Origin of the sequence: Variovorax paradoxus, from assembly GCF_009498455.1 — a bacterium.
Lineage (GTDB): Bacteria > Pseudomonadota > Gammaproteobacteria > Burkholderiales > Burkholderiaceae_C > Variovorax > Variovorax paradoxus_H.
Map to the genome: position 1 here is coordinate 2907618 of NZ_CP045644.1, position 14453 is coordinate 2922070.

16 protein-coding genes and 1 tRNA gene are annotated in these 14453 nt (G+C 67.3%); 11 read left to right on the forward strand and 6 right to left on the reverse strand.

Annotation, left to right across the window (positions count from 1 at the left end):
• Nucleotides 1-27 precede the first annotated feature (27 nt).
• From GFK26_RS13295 to GFK26_RS13310, 4 genes are read left to right on the forward strand one after another with little or no spacing between them, the layout of a single operon-like run.
• Nucleotides 28-957, forward strand: coding sequence for a branched-chain amino acid ABC transporter permease (locus GFK26_RS13295; protein ID WP_056572297.1), 930 nt, complete (start codon nucleotides 28-30; stop codon nucleotides 955-957).
• Between the two features lie 13 nt (nucleotides 958-970).
• A complete protein-coding gene (locus tag GFK26_RS13300) occupies nucleotides 971-2179 on the forward strand; it encodes a branched-chain amino acid ABC transporter permease (protein ID WP_153282365.1) in 1209 nt (402 codons plus the stop codon).
• Between the two features lie 17 nt (nucleotides 2180-2196).
• A complete protein-coding gene (locus tag GFK26_RS13305; RefSeq protein ID WP_101493176.1) occupies nucleotides 2197-2970 on the forward strand; it encodes an ABC transporter ATP-binding protein in 774 nt (257 codons plus the stop codon).
• 1 nt (nucleotide 2971) lies between these two features.
• A complete protein-coding gene (locus tag GFK26_RS13310) occupies nucleotides 2972-3748 on the forward strand; it encodes an ABC transporter ATP-binding protein (protein ID WP_194274078.1) in 777 nt (258 codons plus the stop codon).
• Between the two features lie 59 nt (nucleotides 3749-3807).
• On the opposite strand, the gene GFK26_RS13315 is transcribed toward GFK26_RS13310, so the two are convergent.
• Both GFK26_RS13315 and GFK26_RS13320 read right to left on the reverse strand, forming a co-directional pair.
• Nucleotides 3808-4266 (reverse strand): (2Fe-2S)-binding protein, encoded by a 459-nt coding sequence (locus GFK26_RS13315; protein ID WP_056572291.1) that lies wholly within the window; start codon nucleotides 4264-4266, stop codon nucleotides 3808-3810.
• An 11-nt stretch (nucleotides 4267-4277) separates the two neighbouring features.
• Nucleotides 4278-6473 (reverse strand): xanthine dehydrogenase family protein molybdopterin-binding subunit, encoded by a 2196-nt coding sequence (locus tag GFK26_RS13320; protein ID WP_153282366.1) that lies wholly within the window; start codon nucleotides 6471-6473, stop codon nucleotides 4278-4280.
• A gap of 156 nt (nucleotides 6474-6629) precedes the next feature.
• Here GFK26_RS13320 and GFK26_RS13325 point away from each other — a divergent pair, with 156 nt between their 5' ends.
• On the forward strand, nucleotides 6630-7412 hold the full coding sequence (locus GFK26_RS13325; RefSeq protein ID WP_153282367.1) for a Crp/Fnr family transcriptional regulator: 783 nt from the start codon (nucleotides 6630-6632) through the stop codon (nucleotides 7410-7412).
• Here the strand turns inward: GFK26_RS13325 and GFK26_RS13330 are convergent.
• Nucleotides 7384-8361, reverse strand: coding sequence for a Bug family tripartite tricarboxylate transporter substrate binding protein (locus GFK26_RS13330; protein ID WP_153282368.1), 978 nt, complete (start codon nucleotides 8359-8361; stop codon nucleotides 7384-7386). The two genes, GFK26_RS13325 and GFK26_RS13330, sit on opposite strands and share 29 nt — an antisense overlap.
• A gap of 37 nt (nucleotides 8362-8398) precedes the next feature.
• Nucleotides 8399-9463, reverse strand: coding sequence for a CDP-6-deoxy-delta-3,4-glucoseen reductase (locus GFK26_RS13335; protein WP_153282369.1), 1065 nt, complete (start codon nucleotides 9461-9463; stop codon nucleotides 8399-8401).
• A 73-nt stretch (nucleotides 9464-9536) separates the two neighbouring features.
• On the opposite strand from GFK26_RS13335, the gene GFK26_RS13340 reads away from it, so the two are divergent.
• The 3 genes from GFK26_RS13340 (at nucleotide 9537) to GFK26_RS13350 (ending at nucleotide 11460) form a co-directional block, all read left to right on the forward strand.
• Nucleotides 9537-10472 carry an NAD-dependent epimerase/dehydratase family protein gene (locus GFK26_RS13340; protein ID WP_153282370.1) on the forward strand — a complete coding sequence of 312 codons (936 nt, stop codon included), beginning with the start codon at nucleotides 9537-9539 and terminating at the stop codon, nucleotides 10470-10472.
• A 13-nt stretch (nucleotides 10473-10485) separates the two neighbouring features.
• Nucleotides 10486-10908: a RidA family protein gene (locus GFK26_RS13345; protein WP_153282371.1), complete on the forward strand. Its 423-nt coding sequence runs from the start codon at nucleotides 10486-10488 to the stop codon at nucleotides 10906-10908.
• Nucleotides 10909-11010: 102 nt separating this feature from the next.
• Nucleotides 11011-11460, forward strand: coding sequence for a GAF domain-containing protein (locus tag GFK26_RS13350; RefSeq protein ID WP_153282372.1), 450 nt, complete (start codon nucleotides 11011-11013; stop codon nucleotides 11458-11460).
• A gap of 103 nt (nucleotides 11461-11563) precedes the next feature.
• On the opposite strand, the gene GFK26_RS13355 is transcribed toward GFK26_RS13350, so the two are convergent.
• Nucleotides 11564-11648 (reverse strand) — tRNA-Leu (locus GFK26_RS13355).
• A gap of 41 nt (nucleotides 11649-11689) precedes the next feature.
• Between GFK26_RS13355 and cysM the strand changes: the two genes are divergently transcribed.
• The 3 genes from cysM to GFK26_RS13370 all read left to right on the forward strand — a co-directional run bounded on the left by cysM (nucleotide 11690) and on the right by GFK26_RS13370 (nucleotide 13455).
• Nucleotides 11690-12592 carry a cysteine synthase CysM gene (cysM, locus tag GFK26_RS13360; protein WP_099795456.1) on the forward strand — a complete coding sequence of 301 codons (903 nt, stop codon included), beginning with the start codon at nucleotides 11690-11692 and terminating at the stop codon, nucleotides 12590-12592.
• 70 nt (nucleotides 12593-12662) lie between these two features.
• Nucleotides 12663-13238 carry an NUDIX domain-containing protein gene (locus tag GFK26_RS13365; RefSeq protein ID WP_099795457.1) on the forward strand — a complete coding sequence of 192 codons (576 nt, stop codon included), beginning with the start codon at nucleotides 12663-12665 and terminating at the stop codon, nucleotides 13236-13238.
• Nucleotides 13228-13455: a sulfurtransferase TusA family protein gene (locus GFK26_RS13370; RefSeq protein ID WP_099795458.1), complete on the forward strand. Its 228-nt coding sequence runs from the start codon at nucleotides 13228-13230 to the stop codon at nucleotides 13453-13455. Before GFK26_RS13365 ends, GFK26_RS13370 begins: the two co-directional genes overlap by 11 nt.
• 75 nt (nucleotides 13456-13530) lie before the next feature.
• Here the strand turns inward: GFK26_RS13370 and galU are convergent, their stop codons facing one another.
• On the reverse strand, nucleotides 13531-14424 hold the full coding sequence (gene galU, locus GFK26_RS13375; RefSeq protein WP_153282373.1) for a UTP--glucose-1-phosphate uridylyltransferase GalU: 894 nt from the start codon (nucleotides 14422-14424) through the stop codon (nucleotides 13531-13533).
• Nucleotides 14425-14453 lie beyond the last annotated feature (29 nt).

Genomic DNA, 14453 nt, shown 5'->3' on the forward strand with positions numbered 1-14453 from the left:
AAGGTGCAACACATAGGGAATCGCGTTATGGAAATATTGCTGCAGCAGATCATCAACGGTCTGGTTCTCGGCAGCATGTATGCCTTGATAGCCTTGGGCTACACCATGGTGTACGGCATCATCAATCTGATCAATTTTGCGCACGGTGAAGTGCTGATGGTGGGGGCGCTCACAAGCTGGACCATCATCGGGCTCATGAAGGACGGCATGCCCAACACACCGGGCTGGCTGATTCTTCTCGTCGCGCTGATCATTGCCTGCGTCGTCGCGGCAAGCCTCAACTTCGTGATCGAAAAAGTGGCCTACCGGCCGCTGCGCAACAGCCCCAAGCTCGCACCGCTCATCACCGCCATTGGCGTGTCGATCCTGCTGCAGACGCTGGCCATGATCATCTGGAAGCCGACCAACAAGGCGTACCCCAACCTGCTGCCGACCGACCCCATCCACGTGGGCGGCGCAGTGATCTCGCCCACGCAGGTGATGATCCTCAGCGTCACGGCGTTCTCGCTCGTGGTGCTGATGTGGCTGGTCAATTACACCAAGCTCGGCCGCGCGATGCGCGCCACCGCCGAGAACCCGCGCGTCGCGGCGCTCATGGGCATCCGGCCCGACATGGTCATCTCGGCCACCTTCATCATCGGCGCCGTGCTCGCGGCCATCGCCGGCGTGATGTACGCCTCCAACTACGGCATCGCGCAACACGCGATGGGCTTCCTGCCCGGCCTGAAGGCCTTCACGGCGGCCGTGTTCGGCGGCATCGGCAACCTGGCCGGCGCAGTGGTCGGCGGCATTCTGCTGGGCCTCATCGAGGCCATCGGCTCCGGCTACATCGGCACCCTCACGGGGGGCGTGCTGGGCAGCAACTACAGCGACATCTTCGCTTTCATCGTGCTGATCGTGATGCTCACGCTGCGGCCTTCGGGTCTGCTCGGCGAGCGCGTGGCGGACCGGGCCTGAGGAGCAGCACACCATGAAAAACAGCAAGAACCTCGCGCTCTACATCCTCGGCGTGGTCGCCGTGCTGGCGCTGCCCATCCTGTTGCAGACCCAAGGCAATGCCTGGGTGCGCATCGCCGACATCGCATTGCTCTACGTGATGCTCGCGCTCGGCCTGAACATCGTGGTCGGCTACGCCGGCCTGCTCGACCTGGGCTACGTGGCCTTCTTTGCGGTCGGCGCGTACCTCTACGCGCTGATGGGTTCGTCGCACCTCTCGGACACCTTCCCGTGGTTCAAGGCGATGTTCCCGAACGGGCTGCACACCTCGCTCCTGATCGTGGTTCCGCTCGCCCTGGTGGTGGCCGGTGTGCTCGGCGCGATGCTCGGGGCGCCCACGCTGAAGCTGCGCGGCGACTACCTCGCCATCGTGACGCTCGGCTTCGGTGAAATCATCCGGGTGTTCCTGAACAACCTCGACCAGCCGATCAACATCACCAACGGACCGAAGGGCATCACGGCGATCGACTCCATCAAGTTCTGGGGTCTCGACCTCGGCAAGGCGTGGAAGTTCGACGGCTTCACGATCTCGTCGGTCACGCTGTATTACTACCTGTTCCTCGCGCTGGTGGTGGCCACCATCATCATTTCGCACCGGCTGCAGATCTCGCGCATCGGCCGCGCCTGGATGGCCATCCGCGAAGACGAAATCGCTGCCAAGGCGATGGGCATCAACACCCGCAACATGAAGCTGCTGGCCTTCGGTATGGGCGCCAGCTTCGGCGGCGTGTCGGGCGCGATGTTCGCGGCCTTCCAGGGCTTCGTGTCGCCCGAGTCCTTCAGCCTGATGGAGTCGGTGATGATCGTCGCCATGGTCGTGCTCGGCGGCCTTGGGCACCTGCCCGGCGTCATTCTGGGCGCCGTGCTGCTGGCCGCGCTGCCCGAAGTGCTGCGTTACGTGGCCGGCCCGCTGCAGGCGATGACCGACGGCCGCCTCGACGCGTCCATCCTGCGCCAGCTGTTCATTGCGCTGGCCATGATCATCATCATGCTGATGCGTCCGCGCGGCCTGTGGCCTTCGCCGGAGCACGGCAAGACGCTGACGAAGAAGAACGGCGTGCCCGTCGACCCGGCCCATGCGGCCGTGGCGCCCGGTTCGCTCCAGACCCACGCACCGGGCATCGACAGCCCCGCCGACGAAGTGCCGGGTGCGGCATCGCGTCCCATGTCCATCAATCCGTGAGCCCAGGAAACACAGACATGACGACAGACACCATCCTCGAAGTTCGCGGCATCTCCAAGCGTTTCGGCGGCCTGCAGGCCCTCTCCGACGTGGGCATCACCATCAAGCGCGGGCAGGTCTACGGCCTGATCGGGCCCAACGGCGCCGGCAAGACGACTTTCTTCAACGTGATCACCGGGCTGTACACGCCCGACAGCGGCACCTTCGAGCTGGCCGGCAAGCCCTACCAGCCGACGGCCGTGCACGAAGTGGCCAAGGCCGGCATTGCACGCACCTTCCAGAACATCCGCCTCTTCGCCGAAATGACGGCGCTCGAGAACGTGATGGTCGGGCGCCACATCCGCACGCACTCGGGCGTGTTCGGCGCGATGCTGCGCACCAAGGGTTTCAAGGCCGAAGAAGCGGCCATCGCCAAGCGCGCACAAGAGCTGCTCGACTACGTGGGCATCGGCAAGTTCGCCGACTACAAGGCGCGCACGCTGAGCTACGGCGACCAGCGCCGCCTCGAGATCGCCCGCGCACTGGCCACCGACCCCCAGCTCATCGCGCTGGACGAACCGGCCGCCGGCATGAACTCGACCGAGAAGGTCCTGTTGCGCGAGCTCATCGACCGCATCCGCAAGGACAACCGCACGATCCTGATCATCGAACACGACGTCAAGCTCATCATGGGCCTGTGCGACCGCGTCACCGTGCTCGACTACGGCAAGCAGATTGCCGAGGGCAACCCGGTCGAGGTACAGAAGAACGAAAAGGTGATCGAGGCCTACCTCGGCACCGGAGGACATTGAGATGAGCACCGCAGAAGCAACGATGGCAACCACGACGGCAGCGGCTGCAGCCGCCAAGGCCGCAGGCAAGAACCTGCTCAAGGTCCGCGGCCTGAAGGTCGGCTACGGCGGCATCCAGGCCGTGAAGGGCGTGGACTTCGACGTGTTCGAGGGCGAGCTGGTCTCGCTCATCGGCTCCAACGGCGCCGGCAAGACCACCACCATGAAGGCCATCACCGGCACGCTGCCGGCCGGCGCGGGCGAGATCGAATTCATGGGCCGCAGCATCAAGGGCCGCGGCGCCTGGGACCTGGTGGGCGAGGGCCTCGTGATGGTGCCCGAGGGCCGCGGCGTGTTCACGCGCATGACGATCACCGAGAACCTGCAGATCGGTGCCTACATCCGCAACGACAAGGCCGAGATCGCGAGCGACATGGAGCGCGTGTTCGTGACCTTCCCGCGCCTGCGCGAGCGCAAGGACCAGCTGGCCGGCACGATGTCGGGCGGCGAACAGCAGATGCTGGCCATGGGCCGCGCGCTCATGGCGCGCCCGAAGGTGCTGCTGCTCGACGAACCCACCATGGGCCTGTCGCCGATCATGTGCGACAAGATCTTCGAGGTGGTGCAGACCGTGGCCTCGCAAGGCGTCACGATCCTGCTGGTGGAACAGAACGCCAACCGCGCGCTGCAACTGGCCGACCGTGGCTACGTGATGGAGTCGGGCCTCATCACGATGAACGGCGACGCCAAGGAACTGCTGCGCGATCCGCGCGTGCGCGCCGCCTACCTCGGCGAGTAAGCACCAGCCAGTGCCAACCGGCCAGCACCGCCGAGCGCGGTGGCTGGCCGTTTTGACGTCTATCCCATCATCGCGGCGGCGGCCTTGATCGCCTCGCGGATGCGGCCGTAGGTGCCGCAGCGGCAGACGTTCTCGATGGCGTCGATGTCGGCGTCCGTCGGGGTGCGCGTGCGGCGCAGCAGGTCGACCGCGGCCATGATCTGGCCCGGCTGGCAGAAGCCGCACTGCGGCACGTCCAGGTTCATCCAGGCCTGCTGCACCGGGTGCAGCGTGTTGCCGTTGGCCAGGCCTTCGATGGTCGTCACCTGGCGGCCGCGCACGTCGGACACGCGCACCGAGCAGGTCGTCACGGCCTTGCCGTCGACGTGGCAGGTGCAGGCCTTGCACACGTTGATGCCGCAGCCGTACTTCGGGCCGGTGATGCCGAGCTTGTCACGCAGCACCCACAGCAGCGCCAGGTCGTCGGGCGCCTCGACGTCGACGTTCTGGCCGTTCACCTTGAAAGATTGCACAGGCATGGTGGGTCTCCTCAGGCGGGAATCGGAACGTTGACGGGCGTGGGCAGCTTGCCCGGCGGGATCGGCGTGAAGTCGACCGGAAAGTTCAGCGGGAAGCTGCGCGGCTTGATGCCGGTGGCGCGCCCGTAGGCGTTGGCAATGGCGCCCGAACTCGCCGACAGGCCGACCTCGCCCAGGCCGCCGATGGCCTCGCCGTTGGCCGGCATGATGATGATCTTCACGTCCTTCGGGTAGTGCTTCATGCGCGAGAAGTGGTACTGCGAGTAGCTGCCTTCCAGCGGCAGGCCGTTCTGGATGTGCAGGCCTGCGGTGAGCACCAGCGCGATCGATTCGCACAGGCCGCCCTGCAGCTGCGCCTCGATGCCCGAGGGGTTGATCGGCGTGCCGACATCGATGGCGATGGTCGCGCGCACCACGCGGGCCTGCGCCGGCACGCGCGCGTCGATCTCGACGATGCAGGCCGTGAACGACTTCGACTCCTGGTGCACCGCCACGCCCTGCGCAAAGCCCGCCGGCATCGCCTTGCCCCACTGCGCGGCCTCCGCCACCGCCTTCAGCACCGCGCGGGCGCGCGGCAGGCGCAGGTACTCGAGCCGGAACGCGATCGGGTCCTTGCGCGCGGCGCGGGCCATCTCGTCAACAAGGATCTCTTCCACCAGTCGCGCGGGCTGGATGTGCACCGAGCGGTAGGAGCAGGTGTTCATGTCCATCGCCACCGGCGTCAGCAGCTTGGTCGTGACGCCGAAGTTGTACGGCGAGGTCACCATGGTCTTGAACATCACCTGCTCGATCGCGAAGTTGCCCACCGTCTGCGGGAAGGCATTGGGCAGCGCGATGGCGGCGGCCTCGAGCATGTTGCCGAAGCCATGGCGCGTGTCCAGGCGCACGCTGGCGATGCGCTGCTCGAAGGCGATGACCTGGCCCAGCAGCATCGTGGCGCGCGCCTTCTGGTAGATCGGCGGGCGGATGCGCGTGTGGCGCATGTCGTCGGTGCGGTGGTACATCAGGCGGCAGGGGCGCCCGAGCGCCTTCGACACCTGGATCGCCTGCAGCACCGGGTCCCAGAACAGGCGCCGCCCGAAGGAGCCGCCCGAGGGCACCGCATGCACGACCACCTTGTTCAGCGGCAGGCCCAGTTCGGCGGCCACCGCCTGCTGGGTGACGATGGGGCTCTGCAGTCCGGCCCAGATTTCGGCGCGGTCCGCTCGCACGTCGGCAATCGCACATTCGACTTCCATCGGGCAGTGCGCGGCCGGCGCGAACTCGAACTCGGCCTCGACCGTCAGCGCGCCCAGCGGCGGCAGCGCAAAGGGCAGCAATGACGATTTCAGCTTGCGCATGATGGTCGCGTTCGATTCGCCGTCGAGCGGACCCGCGGCCCAAGTCACGTCGAGCGCGTTCACCGCCGCCCAGGCCTGCCCGAAGGTCTCGGCCATCACGGCCACGCCCGGCGGCGTCGGTGTGATGCCGTTGGTCGACGGAATCGGCACCACGCCGATCACGCCCGGCATCGCCATCACCGTGTTCATGTTGTTGATGCCGACGAACTTGCCGTTGATGGTCGGCGGGCGCCGCACCATCGTCGGCTTGGCATTGGGCACGGCCTGGTCGAGCGTGAACTTCTTGCGTCCGGTGACGATGTCGAGCGCATCGAGCCGCGTCACGCGCTGGCCGACCACCGAGGGCGTCGAGCCCGAGAGCAGGCCGCCGAGGCCGCCCAGCATCGGCATGCCCGCGTGCATCGAGCGCACGCTCGACGAGCCGCCCGTGAGCTGGTTCCAGATCAGCTCGGGGCTCGCGTCGGCCGACGTGACTTCGATCGCGCTCAGCGGCAGGCGCAGCTTGTCGGCCAGCATCATCGCGCTGGCCGTGGCGATGCCCTGGCCCACCTCGAGCCGCGGCAGCGCGAGCCGCACGCGGCCGTCGCCGGTGTTCGTCACCTTCACGAGCGGCATGGTCGGCAGCGACGTGAGCGTGACCGCATCGCCGATGTCGATCAGGTCGGTGGTGTCGGGCGGCGTCATCGGCAGCAGCGCGGCGACTGCGGCGGCGGGCGCCGTGAGGGCGCCGAGCCCCGCGATGCCCGCCGCCGCCGATGCCAGCGGCGCGGCCGTGGCGTAGCCGAGCACATCGCGCCGGCGCAGGCCGTGCCCATCCCCGTCGTCCGGTCCGCGCGCGGGGCGCGGGTCCTTGTTCGAACGCTTCATCGTTGTCTCCTTGTTGTTTGGCGAACGCGAATGACTGTGGCACCATCGCCGCGCCGAAGATGTCGTTGCAACGACATTTCTTACGGTACCCCGCCGACCGGCGCCTGCGACGGATCGGCCGATGCGATGTCACGAGGGAAGACAGCAGGAGGCGCGATGTCGGACGCGTTGGAGAACATGCTCCGCGAGAGCTTGTGGGCGCGCTCGCTCACGGACGACGAACTCGATCGCGTCGTGCAGGAGTCGCACGAGCGCGTGGTGCCGGCCGGAGGCTTCGTCGTGCGACGCGGCGAACCCGCGGATCACTGGATCGGCGTGATCGATGGCCTCATGAAGATGTCGGTGTCGCTGCCCGACGGGCGCGTGTCCACGTTCACCGGCGTGACCGCCGGCGGCTGGGGCGGCGAAGGCTCGCTGCTCACGCCCGGATGCTGGCGCTACGACGGCGTGGCGCTGCGGCCGACGCGCGTGGCCTGCGTGCCGCGACACAGCTTTGAGCGGCTGATGTCCACCAGCATCGACTTCAATCGGTTTCTGTTGTTACACATCAATGCGCGACTGAGCCTGTTCATCGGTCTCATGGAATTCGATCGGCTGCTCGGCCCCGACGCGCGCGTGGCGCGCTGCCTGGCGAGTCTGTTCGACCCCATCCTCTACCCGCGCGCAACGCGTTTCGTGCGGCTGAGCCAGGACGAGATCGGCCTCTTGTCGGCCGTGTCGCGCCAGCGTGCCAACCGTGCGCTGCACGCACTGCAGCGCGACGGCCTGTTGCGCATCGAACACGGCGGCGTGGAAGTGCTCGACCTCGCGGGCCTGCGCACGTACCAGGGCGGGGCGGCGGAAGCGGCGGCGGCCGTTGCTGCGGCCACCGACACGGAAGCGAGCGCGGAAGCGCCCTTGGACGACCTCGTCAGTCCACCTTCGCCCCGGTGGCCTTGACCACCTTCTCGTACTTGATCAGTTCGCTCTTCATGAAGCTGCCGAACTGCTCGGACGAATTGCCGACCGGCTCGGCCAGCATCGAGGCGAAACGGGTCTTCGTTTCCGGCGCGTTCAGCGCGGCGACGAAGGCCTGATTGAGCTTTGCCACCACGTCGGGCGGCGTGCCGGCCGGTGCGACCAGGCCCCACCACGTGTCGATCGAGAAGCCCTTGAGCGTGTCGGCCACGGGCGGCACGTCGGGCAGGGCGTTGCTGCGCTTGAGTGTCGTGACCGCGATCGCCTTCAGCTTGCCCGAGCGGATGTTCGGCGCGGCCGTGGCGAGGTTGTCGAAGTTGAAGTCGACCTGACCCGACAGCAGCGCCAGCTGCGCCGGGTTGCCGCCGTTGTACGGAATGTGCACCGCGAAGATGCCCGCTTCTTTCTTGAACAGCTCGCCCGCGAGGTGCCCGGCGCTGCCGTTGCCGCCGCTGCCGTAGTTGAGCTTGGCGGGGTTGGCCTTGGCGTAGCGGATCAGGTCGGCCAGCGTGCGGATGTTCAGGCGGTTGGCCGTCTCGGCGTTCATCACCAGCACGTTGGGCACGCGCACCATCTGCGTGATCGGCGCGAAGTCGGTCGCGGCGTTGAACGGCATCTTGCTGTACAGCCACGGGTTCACCGCGTTCGTGGCCGTGGCCGCGATGCCGATCGTGAGGCCGTCTGCCGGCGCCTTGGCGACGAAGTCGGCGCCGATGTTGCCGCCCGCGCCGGGCTTGTTGTCGATGATGACCGGTCCGCCCAGCGTGTCCTTCACCTGCTCGGCCAGGATGCGCGCCGTGTTGTCGATCGGGCCACCGGCCGCATAGGGCACCACGAGGCGGATCGGGCGATGTTGCTGGGCTGCGGCATGGCCGGTGCCGAGCACTGCGGCGCCGGCGATCAGGGTCAGGAGGAAGTGTCTCGTCTTCATGTTGTTCTGCTGGAAAGGAAAAGGGGAACGCGAAGGCTCAGGGCAGCGCCTTGTCGGCTTCGGTGGTGAACGCGTCGGCGAAGAATTCTTCTTCGGGCAGGCCGGCCAAGGCCACGTAGTCGCGCTTGGCCGAGTCGACCACGATCGGCGCGCCGCAGGCATACACCTGGTGGCCCGACAGGTCCGCGAAGTCTTCCAGCACGGCCTGGTGGACGAAGCCCGTGCGGCCGGTCCAGTTGTCTTCGGGCGTGGCGTTCGACACCACGGGCACGTAGCGCAGGTTCGGCATCTCGGCCAGCTGCGCGCGCAGCCAGCCGTCCATGTACAGGTCTTCGGGGCGGCGCCCGCCCCAGTACAGCGTGGCGGGCCGCTCGATGCCCTTGAACTTCATGTGCTCGAGCAGTGCCTTGATCGGCGCGAAGCCCGTGCCCGAGGCCAGCAGGATCAGCGGCTTGTCGGAGTCCTCGCGCAGGAAGAAGCTGCCGAACGGGCCTTCGATGCGCAGGATTTCCTTTTCCTTCATCGCGCCGAAGACGTGGTCGGTGAACTTGCCGCCCGGCAGGTGCCGCAGGTGCAGTTCGAGGCCCGTGCCCGGCACGGCCACCGTGTGCGGCGCATTGGCCATCGAGTAGCTGCGGCGCGCGCCGTCGCGCAATATGAATTCGACGTACTGGCCCGCGTAGAACTGCAGCGGCTCGCCGGCCGGCAGCTGCAGGCGCAGCAGGATCACGTCGTGCGACTGGCGCGTGAGCGCCATCACGCGCACCGGCATCTTGCGGATCGGCAGCGCGCCGGCCTCGGTGACCTGGCGCGACTCCAGCACCACGTCGCTCGTCGGGTGGGCGCAGCAGGTCAGCACGTAGCCGGCCAGTTGCTCCTCGGCGCTCAGCGCCTTGCTCTGGTGCGGGCCGAGCGTGACCTCGCCCGACAGCTTCTTGCACTTGCAGGAACCGCAGGCGCCGTCCTTGCAGCCGTAGGGGAGGCCGATGCCCTGGCGGATGCCTGCCGCGAGGATCGTCTCGTCGCCCTGGACCACGAAATGGCGCCCGCTGGGTTCGACGGTGATGGAAAAGCCCGCTTCGTGCGGCGCTGTAGCAGTCATCGGTATTCTTCGGGGGTGAACTTTCCCGGCTGCGTGCGGCCGGGACAACTGAAAAGAGACAGGAACCCGGATTTTGCCTTCAATCAATAGCCCCTCCGGCGCACTGCCGGCCCGGTTCCGGCGCGAGCGCCTGCTGATCGTCGGCTGCGGCGACATCGGCCAGCGCGTGGCGCGCGACCTGCGCGGGCGCATGCAGCTGGTCGCACTCACGTCCTCGGCCGACCGCGTCGCGGCGCTGCGCGCGGCCGGCATCCGGCCTCTGGTGGGCAACCTGGACGACAGCGCCACCCTGCGCCGGCTGGCAGGCATCGCGACCCGCGTGCTGCACCTGGCGCCGCCCGCGCGGGACGGCGGCGCGGCCTGGTGGCGCGACCAGCGCACCGTGTCGCTGATGCAGGCGCTGCGGCTGCGCTCGCTGCCTTCGGCGCTGGTCTACGGCTCGACCAGCGGCGTGTACGGCGACTGCGGCGGCGCGCGCGTGAGCGAAACGCGCGGCGTGCGCCCCGACACGCCGCGCTCCCACCGGCGCGTCGATGCCGAGCGCGCCGTGCGCTGGTTCGGCCGCAGCACCGGCGTGCGCACCAGCATCCTGCGCATTCCGGGCATCTACGCACCCGACCGCGAAAACGGCACCCCGCGCGGCCGCCTGGAGCGCGGCACGCCGGTGCTGCGCCGCGAGGACGACGTCTACACCAGCCACATCCACGCCGACGACCTCGCGCGCGCCTGCATGGCGGCCCTGTTCCGCGGCAAGCCCCAACGCGTGGTGCACGCGTCGGACGACACCGAACTGCGCATGGGCGACTACTTCGACCTGGCCGCCGATCTCTACGGTATGCCCCGCCCGCCGCGCGTGGCGCGCGACGAGGCGCAGCGGCAATTGCCGGTGCAACTGCTGAGCTTCATGGGCGAATCGCGCCGGCTCGACAACACGCGGCTCAAGCGTGAGCTGCGCGTGCGGCTGGCGCACCCGACGGTGCATACCGGGCTGCAGCCTGCGCAAGCCTGAAAGGACGCGACCCGTGAGCAAACAAAGTGTCCGCGTCCCCGACGGCCATCCGACCTTCGGCTCGACCGCCGTCTTCGACACCTTCAAGTACGCGCCCGGCGTCAAGGCCGGCGGCCTGCTGTTCGTGGCGGGGCAGGTCGGCCTGCGTGCGGACGGCAGCGTGCCCGAGAGCGCCGCGGAGCAGGCCGACTGGGCCTTCCGGCGGCTGGGCGTCGTGCTGGAAAGCGCGGGGCTCGGTTTTGCCGACCTGGTGGAGATCGTGAGCTACCACGTCGACGTCGGCAGCGAACTCGCGGGCTTTCGCGAAGTGAAGGACCGCTACATCACGGAGGATTTTCCGGCGTGGACGATCCTCGGCGTGGCGGCGCTGGCGCGGCCGGCGCTGCGGGTGGAGATTCGGGCGGTGGCGGCGTTGAGGGCCGCGCAGGCGGGCTGACCGAAGCGGGAGCCCCGGGGCCGGCATCGCAGACCGAGCCGGGCGTACCATGGCGCGACGAGTTCCAGATCGAAATCGATCGAAGCGAAGCGGACGAAACGTATGCCACAGATGATTGAAGCCTTGCTTGCCGATCAAGGCGTGCAGGCGGTCCTCGCCTACTTGAATGCGCGCGTGCCGCACCGGTACACCGGGATCTACAAGATTCGCTCCGACCTGGTCACAAGCCTTTATCTGCACGACAAGCAAGGCGAGTTGATCCCCGAAAACATTGCCATCGTTCCCTTCGAGGCGAGCATCTGCCCCTTTGTGTTGCGTGACGGCTGGTTCCGGACCGACGACTCGAGTGCGGACGAGCGCTTTGCAACGCATCCCGGGCGGGACTACACCATCAGCTACCACGGCGTTCCGTTGTTGAACCCCTCGGGCGCGGTCGCCGGGACCTTGTGCCACTTCAACTTCACGGCCGTTCCGCTGCCGGACGATGAGTTCGAGTTGCTGCACCGGGCCGCCTTGTCGCTCCAGGTGAAGCTCGCCGGCGTTCTTGGCTAGGAAGGGCGCTGTCCGGCCCGAGAGGGCTCGAAGCAAAGAAAAACCCGCTGCGCCGATGAAGCGAGCGGGTTTCTTGATGTGGGGGTGAGACGCTGTCGTCTCATGGTGCCCGGGGCCGGAATCGAACCGGCACACCTTTCGGTGGGGGATTTTGAGTCCCCTGCGTCTACCAATTTCACCACCCGGGCACATCCGGAAGGAAGCCCAAAATTATGGCACAGTGGCTGGCATGAATTATCCGACGATCGAAGACGCCATCGGCAAGACCCCCCTGGTTGCCCTGCAACGCATCCACGCGGCAGAAAACGCCAAGCGCGGCAACGTGATTCTCGGGAAGCTCGAAGGCAACAACCCGGCGGGTTCGGTCAAGGACCGGCCGGCGCTGTCGATGATCAAGCGGGCCGAGGAACGCGGGGAAATCAAGCCCGGCGACACGCTGATCGAAGCCACCTCGGGCAACACCGGCATCGCGCTGGCGATGGCCGCCGCCATCAAGGGCTACCGCATGGTGCTGATCATGCCGGAGGACCTCTCGGTGGAGCGCGCCCAGACCATGAAGGCCTTCGGCGCCGAACTCGTGCTCACGCCCAAGAGCGGCGGCATGGAATACGCGCGCGACCTCGCCGAGCAGATGGTCGGTCAAGGCAAGGGCCGCGTGCTCGACCAGTTCGCCAACCCCGACAACCCGCGCATCCACTACGAGACCACCGGCCCCGAGATCTGGACCGACACGCAGGGCAAGATCACCCACTTCGTGAGCGCCATGGGCACCACGGGCACCATCACCGGTGTCTCGCGCTACCTGAAGGAAAAGAACCCGGCGGTGCGCATCGTCGGCGCGCAGCCGGCCGAAGGCTCGCGCATTCCCGGCATCCGCAAATGGCCCACTGAATACCTGCCGAAGATCTACGACCCGAGCTGCGTCGACGAAGAAATCAGCGTGACCCAGGACGACGCCGAAGAAATGTGCCGGCGCCTCGCGCGCGAAGAGGGCATCTTCGGCGGCATCTCGGCAGCCGGCGCGCTGTGGGCGGCCATCGAAGTGTCGAAGAAGGTCGAGAACGCGACCATCGTCTTCGTCGTGTGCGACCGCGGCGACCGCTACCTGTCGACGGGCGTTTTCCCCGCCTGATTCCGTCATCCTGCTGCGGCGCCTTCACCGGGCGCCGCAAGCCCTGAGAAAAAGAACAGAGACTTTCCCCATGCCCCACCCCAAGTTTTGCCAGGCCTGCGCCACCCCGCTCGAATGGATCGCGTTGATGGAAGACGGCGGTCCCAAGGAGCGGCTGCGCTGCCCCAACTGCGGCCACACGCACTGGAACAACCCCACGCCCGTGCTCGCGGCCATCGTCGAGTACCGAGGCCAGGTGCTGCTGGCGCGCAATGCGGCCTGGCCGGGCAAGATGTTTGCGCTCATCACCGGCTTCATGGAAGCCGGCGAGACGCCCGAGGAGGGCATCGCGCGCGAGGTCAAGGAAGAAACCAACCTCGACGTGAGCGCGACGAAGCTCGTCGGGGCCTACGACTTCCAGCGCATGAACCAGATCATCATCGCGTACCACGTGGTGGCCGACGGCGAGGTGAAGCTCTCGCCCGAGCTGGTGGACTACCGCCTCTACGACCTGCCCGACCTGCGGTGCTGGCCCGCCGGCACCGGCTACGCGCTGGCCGACTGGCTGCGCACGCGCGGCCACGAGCCCGTGTTCTTCACCGCTGCGGAAAACGAAGAGCGTCGCCGCGGCCTGAACCTGCCGCCGGAGCCTGGCAATGCAAGTTGACCGCGAAATCGACACGCGCGGCCTCAACTGTCCGCTGCCGATCCTGAAGGCGAAAAAATCGCTCAACGACATGGCGAGCGGCCAGTTGCTGAAGGTGGTGTCGACCGACCCGGGCTCGGTGCGCGACTTTCAGGCCTTCGCGCGCCAGACCGGCAACGAGCTGATGGCGCAGGAGACCGTGGGCAGCGACTTCATCCATGTGTTGAAGCGACGCTAGCGCACTGCTGGCAAGCGTCAAAAAGAAAGGGGCCTCGCGGCCCCTTTGCTTTTTCTTCAGTGCTGCCCAGCGCCCTCAGAGCTTCAGGCTCTTGAGGTATTCGCGGAACTGCTCGCCCACCTCGGGGTGCGCCAGCGCCAGTTCCACCGAGGCCTGCAGGAAGCCTTCCTTGCTGCCGCAGTCGTAGCGGATGCCCTTGTACGAGTAAGCGTAGACCGATTCCTTCTTCATCAGCGCGGCGATGCCGTCGGTGAGCTGGATCTCGCCGCCCGCGCCCTTGGGCTGGTTGCGGATCTCGTCGAACACGCCGGGCGTGAGGATGTAGCGGCCGGCCACGCCCAGGCGCGAGGGCGCGTCTTCGGGCTTGGGCTTCTCGACCATGCGGTTGACCTTCACGAGGCCGTCTTCCACGGTCTCTCCGGCCACGATGCCGTAGCGCTTGACGTGCTCCAGCGGCACTTCCTGCACGGCCAGCACCGAGGCGCCCAGGCGCGCGAAGGCTTCGGTCATCTGCGCCAGCACCGGCAGGCCGCCGACAGGGCCGACCATCAGGTCGTCCGCCAGCAGCACGGCGAAGGGCTCGTTGCCGACCAGGTGCTCGGCGCAGAGCACGGCGTGGCCCAGGCCCAGCATGCGCGGCTGGCGCACGTACGAGCAGGTCATGTCGTCGGGCGACACCGAGCGGGCGATTTCGAGCAGCGCGTGCTTGCCGCTGGCTTCGAGCTGGCTTTCGAGCTCGTAGGCGGTGTCGTAGTGGTCTTCGATCGCACGCTTGTTGCGCCCGGTCACAAAAATCATGTCGCGGATGCCCGCGGCATAGGCTTCCTCGACGGCGTACTGGATCAGCGGCTTGTCGACAACCGGCAGCATTTCCTTCGGCTGTGCCTTGGTGGCAGGCAGAAAGCGGGTGCCGAAGCCTGCAACAGGGAATACGGCCTTGCGGATGCGTGTCGGGGAAGAAGTGGACATGGGCGGTTCAGTGTCGTTTCAAAGAGGAA